Source organism: Streptomyces sp. YS-3 (assembly GCF_045257485.1).
GTDB lineage: Bacteria > Actinomycetota > Actinomycetes > Streptomycetales > Streptomycetaceae > Streptomyces.
On the sequence record NZ_JBJHPC010000356.1, the window covers coordinates 1 to 7,601 of the forward strand.

General features: G+C 69.5%; 6 protein-coding genes and 1 pseudogene. 6 read left to right on the forward strand and 1 reads right to left on the reverse strand.

From position 1 onward, the window contains the following. Positions 1 to 286: 286 nt before the first annotated feature. From ACJA3G_RS24810 to ACJA3G_RS24835, 6 genes are all read left to right on the forward strand, one after another. Positions 287 to 1,333, forward strand: a complete 1,047-nt coding sequence (locus ACJA3G_RS24810; RefSeq protein ID WP_406555257.1) for an ABC transporter substrate-binding protein — start codon at positions 287 to 289, stop codon at positions 1,331 to 1,333. A 3-nt stretch (positions 1,334 to 1,336) separates the two neighbouring features. Continuing rightward, on the forward strand, positions 1,337 to 2,176 hold the full coding sequence (locus tag ACJA3G_RS24815) for a siderophore-interacting protein (protein WP_406555258.1): 840 nt from the start codon (positions 1,337 to 1,339) through the stop codon (positions 2,174 to 2,176). A gap of 196 nt (positions 2,177 to 2,372) precedes the next feature. Next, the gene (locus tag ACJA3G_RS24820) at positions 2,373 to 3,818 is read left to right on the forward strand and encodes a pyridoxal phosphate-dependent decarboxylase family protein (RefSeq protein WP_406555259.1); all 1,446 of its coding nucleotides are present in this window, start codon (positions 2,373 to 2,375) and stop codon (positions 3,816 to 3,818) included. Next, a complete protein-coding gene (locus ACJA3G_RS24825; RefSeq protein WP_406555260.1) occupies positions 3,799 to 5,073 on the forward strand; it encodes a lysine N(6)-hydroxylase/L-ornithine N(5)-oxygenase family protein in 1,275 nt (424 codons plus the stop codon). Before ACJA3G_RS24820 ends, ACJA3G_RS24825 begins: the two co-directional genes overlap by 20 nt. Next, on the forward strand, positions 5,070 to 5,657 hold the full coding sequence (locus tag ACJA3G_RS24830) for a GNAT family N-acetyltransferase (RefSeq protein WP_406555261.1): 588 nt from the start codon (positions 5,070 to 5,072) through the stop codon (positions 5,655 to 5,657). Before ACJA3G_RS24825 ends, ACJA3G_RS24830 begins: the two co-directional genes overlap by 4 nt. Continuing rightward, positions 5,654 to 7,432, forward strand: coding sequence for an IucA/IucC family protein (locus ACJA3G_RS24835; RefSeq protein WP_406555262.1), 1,779 nt, complete (start codon positions 5,654 to 5,656; stop codon positions 7,430 to 7,432). The genes ACJA3G_RS24830 and ACJA3G_RS24835 overlap by 4 nt, the downstream gene beginning before the upstream one ends. A gap of 83 nt (positions 7,433 to 7,515) precedes the next feature. On the opposite strand, the pseudogene ACJA3G_RS24840 reads toward ACJA3G_RS24835, so the two are convergent. Continuing rightward, positions 7,516 to 7,593 (reverse strand): annotated as a pseudogene (locus tag ACJA3G_RS24840) (hypothetical protein); the annotation flags it as partial. Between the last annotated feature and the right edge of the window lie 8 nt (positions 7,594 to 7,601).

Sequence of the window (7,601 nt, forward strand, 5' to 3'; positions counted from 1 at the left end):
GCCCCACGCGGCCACCCCTGTGGAAGGACACCTCCGCCACCGTCCCCGGCGCCGCCGACCACTGGCACTGGCACTGCACCCTCTGCCGCACCCTCTACGAACCCACCGCGTCCCACAAAGTCCGCTTCACCTACGCCCCGCTGCGGCGATAAGCACCAAGCGGCCGAACCCCAGAACGCCCCTGCGTCCAGGGCCAAGCTCCCCCTCTACAGATCCTTGTGAGGTTAGGCTAACCTACCCAAGAACTGCCAGAGGCCGACCCCGGCACGTACGAAAGCGGATCGTCATGCCCTTTTCCCGAGCGTCCCACCTTTCCCGTCGCGGCCTCCTGGCCGCCGGCAGCGCCATCGGCCTCGGGGCCGCGCTGGCCGCCTGCGGGGACGGCGACGACGACAAGAAAACGGGCGACGCGCAGAAGGCCGGGCAGAAGGCCGGGGAGAAGTCCGGCCCCTGGTCCTTCAAGGACGACCGCGGCAAGACCGTCCAGACGAAGTCCACCCCCAAGACCATCGTCGCCTTCACCGGCACCGCCGCCGCCCTCCACGACTACGGCGTCGAGGTCAAGGCCGTGTTCGGCCCGACGAAGACCAAGGACGGCAAGCCGGACGTCCAGGCGGGCGACCTCGACATCAACAAGGTCGAGATCCTCGGCAACGTCTGGGGCGAGTTCAGCGTCGAGAAGTACGCGGCCCTCGCCCCCGACCTGCTCGTCACGGACATGTGGGAGAAGGACGCCCTTTGGTACGTGCCGGACAACAGCAAGGACAAGATCCTCAAGCTCGCCCCCAGCGTCGCCCTGTGGGCCGCGCAGCTCAGCATGCCCGCCGCCCTCCAGCGCCGCGCCGACCTCGCCGCCTCCCTCGGCGCCGACCTCAAGGCCGCCAAGGTCACCGAGGCCAAGGCCCGGTTCGAGAAGGCCGCCGCCCGGCTGAAGGCCGCCACCAGGGCCAACCCCAACGTCACGGTGATGATCGGCTCCGCCAGCGCCGACCTGTTCTACGTCTCGGCGCCCAAGACCTCCGCCGACACCGCCTACTTCCAGGAGCTGGGCGTGAAGTTCGTCGAGCCGAAGGTCAACGCGCAGGGCTTCTTCGAGGAGCTGAGCTGGGAGAACGTCGGCAAGTACAAGGCCGACGTGATCATGATGGACAACCGTTCCACCGCCCTTCAGCCCGACGCCCTGAAGTCCAAGCCGACCTGGGCCGGACTGCCCGCCGTCAAGGCCGGCCAGATCACCCCGCGCACCACCGAGCCGATCTACTCGTACGCCAAGTGCGCCCCGATCCTCGAAACCCTCGCCCAGGCCATCGAGACCGCGAAGAAGGTTGCCTGACCCATGACGCTGACAGCCGAGACCGCCACCGTCCCCTTCCGTCTCTTCGATCTGAGCGTGGTACGGACCCGGCGGCTCGGCCCGTCGTTGGTGCGGATCACCTTCGGCGGCGAGCAGTTGGCGTACTTCGAGGGCGGCGGCCGGGATCAGAGCCTCTCGCTCTTCCTGCCGCACCCCGGCCAGGACGCGCCCGTCCTGCCGCCGGCCGAGGACCCGCAGACGTGGTTCGCGGAGTACCGGGCGCTGCCCGCCGACGTACGGGCCGTGATGCGCTCGTACACCCTGCGCGACCAGCGCCGTGACCCCGATGAGGTCGACATCGACTTCGCGCTCCACGAGGACGGCGGCCCGGCGTGCCGCTGGGCCGGGCGCGCCGTGCCCGGGGACCGTGTGGCGGTCCTCGGTCCGGCGGTCGCCGACAACACGGCAGTGCGGTTCCGGCCGCCGGCCGGTACGGACGGGGTCGTGCTCTGGGGCGACGAGACCGCGCTGCCCGCCGTTTCCGCCATCCTGGAGTGGCTGCCCGCCGGCACGCGCGCCCGGGTGTGGCTCGAAGTGCCGTTCAGCGGAGACCGGATGGCGCTGCCCACGGCGGCGGACGCGGACATCACCTGGCTCGTACGCGAGGAGGGCGCGACCTCCGTCCTCGATGCCGTCCGCGCCGAGCCCGCTCTCCCCGGGGTCGACCCGTACGTATGGATCGCCGGTGAGGCCTCCACCATGCGCGAGCTGCGGCGGCACTTCGTGAATGAGCGTCATGTCGACCGCAGGAACGTCACTTTCGTCGGCTACTGGCGGAAGGGGCGTTCCGAGGACCAGTTGCGCGAGGAAGAGGCCGCGTAGGGGCTGTTGCGCGGCTGCCGGTCGTATGTGGCCGGTCGCGCAGTTCCCCGCGCCCCTATAGGGGCTGCACCCAGGGGGCGAGGGCCTGTTGAGATCAAAGTTAGGTTAGGCTAACCTTACTTCTAGATCGCGGTCCTCGCCCCCTTCCTTTCTGCCCGGAGGGCCCGACGAAGTCCCCGATCCGGGAGGACAGTTCATGCGTTCGCACCTGCTCAATGACACGACGGCGGAGAGCTACCGGCGCTCCGTGACCGAAGGAGTCGAGCGGGTGGCGTCGAAACTCGCCGCGACCCGGCGCCCGTTCACCGGCGCGGGCGTCGAGGACATCGCCCCCCTCATCGACCGCGTCGACCTCGACCGGCCGCTGGGCGACACCTCCGCCGTCCTGGACGAGCTGGAGGACGTGTATCTGCGCGACGCCGTCTACTTCCACCACCCCCGCTACCTGGGCCACCTCAACTGCCCGGTGGTGATCCCCGCCGTCCTCGGCGAAGCGGTCCTCTCGGCCGTCAACTCCTCGCTCGACACCTGGGACCAGAGCGCGGGCGGCACCCTCATCGAGCGCCGGCTGATCGACTGGACCGCCGGGCGCGTCGGCTACGGACCGGGCGCGGACGGGGTGTTCACCAGCGGCGGCAGCCAGTCCAACCTCCAGGCGCTGCTGCTCGCCCGCGAGGAGGCCAAGACCGACGACCTGGCGAAACTGCGGATCTTCTCCTCCGAGTGCAGCCACTTCAGCGTCCAGAAGTCCGCCCAGCTCCTCGGCCTCGGCCGGTCCGCCGTCGTCTCGATCCCCTGCGGCCAGGACAAGCGCATGCAGACCGTGGCGCTCGCCCGCGCCCTGGAGCGCTGCGCCGCCGAGGGCAACGTCCCGATGGCCGTCGTCGCCACCGCCGGCACCACCGACTTCGGCTCCCTCGACCCGCTGCCGGAGATCGGCGAGCTGTGCGAGCGGTACGGCGCCTGGTTCCACGTGGACGCCGCGTACGGCTGCGGACTGCTCGTCTCCCCCACCCGGCGCCACCTCCTCAACGGCATCGAGCACGCCGACTCGGTCACCGTGGACTACCACAAGTCCTTCTTCCAGCCGGTCAGTTCGAGCGCGATCCTGGTCAAGGACGGCACCACGCTGCGGCACGCCACGTACCACGCGGACTACCTCAACCCGCGCCGGGCCGCCGAGGAGCGCATCCCCAACCAGGTCGACAAATCCCTCCAGACCACCCGCCGCTTCGACGCCCTGAAGCTGTGGATGACGCTGCGCACCATGGGCGCCGACGGCATCGGCTCGCTCTTCGACGAGGTGTGCGAGCTGGCCGTGGCGGGCTGGCGGCTGCTCGCCGCCGACCCGCGCTACGACGTCGTCATCGAGCCCACCCTCTCGACCCTGGTCTTCCGCTACATCCCGGACGCCATCACCTCGCCCGCCGAGATCGACCGCGCCAACCTCTACGCCCGCAAGGCGCTGTTCGCGTCCGGCGAGGCGGTCGTCGCGGGCACCAAGGCCGATGGGCGCCAGTACCTGAAATTCACCCTGCTCAACCCGGAGACGACGGTCCACGACATCGCCGCCGTCCTCGATCTGATCGCCGGCCACGCCGAGCAGTACCTGGGAGAGAACCTTGTCCACGCAGCCTCGTGAGCCGTACGACTTCATCGGGATCGGCCTCGGGCCCTTCAACCTGGGCCTGGCCTGCCTCACCGAGCCGGTCGACGAGCTCAGCGGCCTCTTCCTGGAGTCCAAGCCGGACTTCGAGTGGCACTCGGGCATGTTCCTGGAGGGCGCCCACCTCCAGACCCCGTTCCTGTCGGACCTGGTGACGCTCGCGGACCCGACCTCGCCGTACTCCTTCCTCAACTATCTGAAGGAGTCGGGCCGCCTCTACGCCTTCTACATACGCGAGAACTTCTATCCGCTGCGCACCGAGTACAACGACTACTGCCGCTGGGCGGCCGGGAAACTCTCCTCGATCCGCTTCAACCAGACGGTGAAGACGGTGACGTACGAGGACGAGGTGTACGTCGTACGCACCGAGGACGGCTCCCGGTTCCGCGCCCGGCGCCTCGTGCTCGGCACCGGCACCCCACCGTTCGTGCCCGAGCCGTGCCGGGGGCTGGGCGGCGACTATCTGCACAACTCCCGCTATCTGGAGCGCAAGGAGTCGCTCCAGAAGAAGAAGTCGATCACCCTGGTGGGCAGCGGGCAGTCGGCGGCGGAGATCTACTACGACCTGCTGAGCGAGATCGACGTCCACGGCTACCGGCTCAACTGGGTCACCCGCTCGCCGCGCTTCTTCCCGCTCGAATACACCAAGCTGACGCTGGAGATGACCTCGCCGGAGTACGTGGACTACTTCCACGCGCTGCCGGAGTCCACCCGCTACCGCCTGGAGTCGCAGCAGAAGGGCCTGTTCAAGGGCATCGACTCGGAGCTCATCGACGCGATCTTCGACCTGCTGTACCAGAAGAACCTCAAGGGCCCGGTCGGTACCCGGCTGCTGACCAACTCCTCCCTGAACGCCGCCAGTTACGACACCACCACCGGTACGTACACGCTGGGGCTGCGCCAGGAGGAGCAGGAGAAGGACTACACCCTCGACACCGAGGGCCTGGTCCTGGCCACCGGCTACCGGTACGCCGAGCCCGCGTTCCTCGAACCGGTCGCCGACCGCATCAGGCGCGACGGCCACGGCCGCTTCGACGTGGCCCGCAACTACGCCATCGACACCGCAGGCCGCGAGATCTTCCTCCAGAACGCCGCCGTGCACACCCACTCGATCACCTCGCCCGACCTGGGCATGGGCGCCTACCGCAACGCGTACATCATCGGCGAGCTCCTCGGCCGTGAGTACTACCCGGTCGAGAAGTCCATCGCCTTCCAGGAGTTCGCCGTATGAGCACCACGCACACCCCCGCCGGCATAGGCACCTTCACCGTCCGCGCCCTCGACCCCCTCAAGGACGCCGAGCTGCTGCACGGCTGGGTCACCCACCCCAAGGCCGCGTTCTGGATGATGGGGGACGCGAAGCTGGAGGACGTCGAGCGGGCGTACATGGAGATCGCGGCCGACGAGCACCACCACGCGCTGCTCGGGCTGCACGACGGCGAGCCCGCCTTCCTCATGGAGATGTACGATCCCGCCCACCGCGAGCTGGTCGGCCTGTACGAGCCCGAGCCGGGCGACGTCGGTATGCACTTCCTGGTCGCGCCGACCGGCACGCCCATCCACGGTTTCACCCGCGCGGTCATCACCACCGTGCTGGCACACCTCTTCGCGGACCCGGCGACCCGGCGGGTCGTCGTGGAGCCGGACGTGGGCAACAAGGCCGTCCACGCGCTGAACGCGGCCGTCGGCTTCGAGGTCGTCGGGGAGATCACCAAGCCGGAGAAGCGGGCGCTGCTCAGCGTCTGCACACGCGCCGCGTTCGCGCGGGCGACCGGGGGAACGACCGGGGGAACGACCGAGGGAGCGGCCCGATGACGACGACCACCGGCATCGCCGTCCCCCACCTCACCCCCGAGCTGTGGGCGCGCGCCAACCGGCTGCTGGTCCGCAAGGCGCTCGCCGAGTTCGCCCACGAACGGCTGCTGGAGCCGCGACCGCTCGGTGAGAACCGCTACGGCGTGCCCAGCGACGACGGCACCGTGGAGTACCGCTTCACCGCCACGCTGTACGCGCTCGACCACTGGCAGATCGACCCGGAGTCGGTGTCGCGGCACGGCGCCGGGGGCCGGCTGCCGCTCGACGCGCTCGACTTCTTCATCGAGCTGCGCACGACGCTGGGCCTGAGCGACGAGATCCTGCCGGTGTACCTGGAGGAGATCTCCTCCACGCTCTCCGGTACGGCGTACAAGCTCACCAAGGAGCAGATCCCGGCGGCCGAGCTCGCCCGGGCGGACTTCCAGGCGATCGAGACGGGCATGACCGAGGGCCACCCGTGCTTCGTGGCCAACAACGGACGGCTCGGCTTCGGCGCGCACGAGTACGCGGCGTACGCGCCGGAGGCCGCCGCGCCCGTCCGGCTGATCTGGCTGGCGGCGCGGCGCGACCGGGCGACCTTCACCTCGGGGGCGGGCCTGGACTACGAGACGCTGATCGAGGCGGAGCTGGGCGCCGCGACGCTGGAACGTTTCGCCGCGACGATGGCGGAGCGGGGTCTGGACCTCGCGGACTACCACCTGCTGCCGGTCCACCCCTGGCAGTGGTGGAACAAGCTGTCGGTGACGTTCGCGGCGGAGGTGGCGCAGGACCGGCTGGTGCCGCTGGGGGTGGGCGACGACAGCTATCTCGCCCAGCAGTCCATCCGTACCTTCTTCAACACGACGGACCCCTCCAAGCACTATGTGAAGACCGCCCTCTCGGTCCTCAACATGGGCTTCATGCGTGGCCTGTCGGCCGCGTACATGGAGGCGACGCCCGCGATCAACGACTGGCTGGCGGGGCTGGTGGAGCGCGACTCCGTCCTGCGCGCGGCCCGCTTCTCGATCATCCGCGAACGGGCGGCGATCGGCTACCACCACCGCCAGTACGAGCGGGCCACCGACCGCTCGTCGCCGTACCGCAAGATGCTGGCGGCGCTGTGGCGCGAGAGCCCGGTGCCGACGCTCCAGCCGGGCGAGCGGCTGGCCACGATGGCGTCGCTGCTGCACGTCGACGGCGCCGGGGCGTCCTTCGCGGGCGCGCTGATCGAGCAGTCGGGGGTGGGGGCGCGGGAGTGGCTGCGGCGCTACCTCGACGCCTATCTGCTCCCGGTCCTGCACTCCTTCTACGCCTACGACCTGGTCTACATGCCGCACGGCGAGAACGTGATCCTCGTGCTGGCGCCGGACGGCACGGTCTCGCGGGCGATTTTCAAGGACATCGCCGAGGAGATCGCGGTCATGGACCCGGACGCGGTGCTGCCGCCCACGGTGGAGCGGATCCGGGCCGACGTCCCCGACGACATGAAGCTCCTGTCCGTCTTCACGGACGTCTTCGACTGCTTCTTCCGCTTCCTGAACGCGACGCTGGTGAGCGAGGGGGTGCTGGAGGAGCCGGAGTTCTGGGGGGCCGTGGCGGAGTGCGTCAGGTCGTACCAGGCGTCGGTGCCGGAGCTGGCGGACAAGTTCAAGCAGTACGACATGTTCGCGCCCGAGTTCGCGCTGTCGTGCCTGAACCGGCTGCAGCTGCGGAACAACCGGCAGATGGTGGATCTGGGGGATCCGGCGGGGGCGTTGCAACTGGTGGGCACCTTGCGAAACCCGATCGGGACCTGACCCCCCGCCGGATCCCCCAGATCCACCATCTGCCGGTTGTTCCGCAGCTGCAGCCGGTTCAGGCACGACAGCGCGAACTCGGGCGCGAACATGTCGTACTGCTTGAACTTGTCCGCCAGCTCCGGCACCGACGCCTGGTACGACCTGACGCACTCCGCCACGGCCCCCC

Coding starts and splice junctions, on each gene's coding strand:
- ACJA3G_RS24835 (WP_406555262.1), top strand. CDS start 5,654: ATGACGACGACCACCGGCATCGCCGTCCCCCACCTCACCCCCGAGCTG.
- ACJA3G_RS24830 (WP_406555261.1), top strand. CDS start 5,070: ATGAGCACCACGCACACCCCCGCCGGCATAGGCACCTTCACCGTCCGC.
- ACJA3G_RS24810 (WP_406555257.1), top strand. CDS start 287: ATGCCCTTTTCCCGAGCGTCCCACCTTTCCCGTCGCGGCCTCCTGGCC.
- ACJA3G_RS24815 (WP_406555258.1), top strand. CDS start 1,337: ATGACGCTGACAGCCGAGACCGCCACCGTCCCCTTCCGTCTCTTCGAT.
- ACJA3G_RS24820 (WP_406555259.1), top strand. CDS start 2,373: ATGCGTTCGCACCTGCTCAATGACACGACGGCGGAGAGCTACCGGCGC.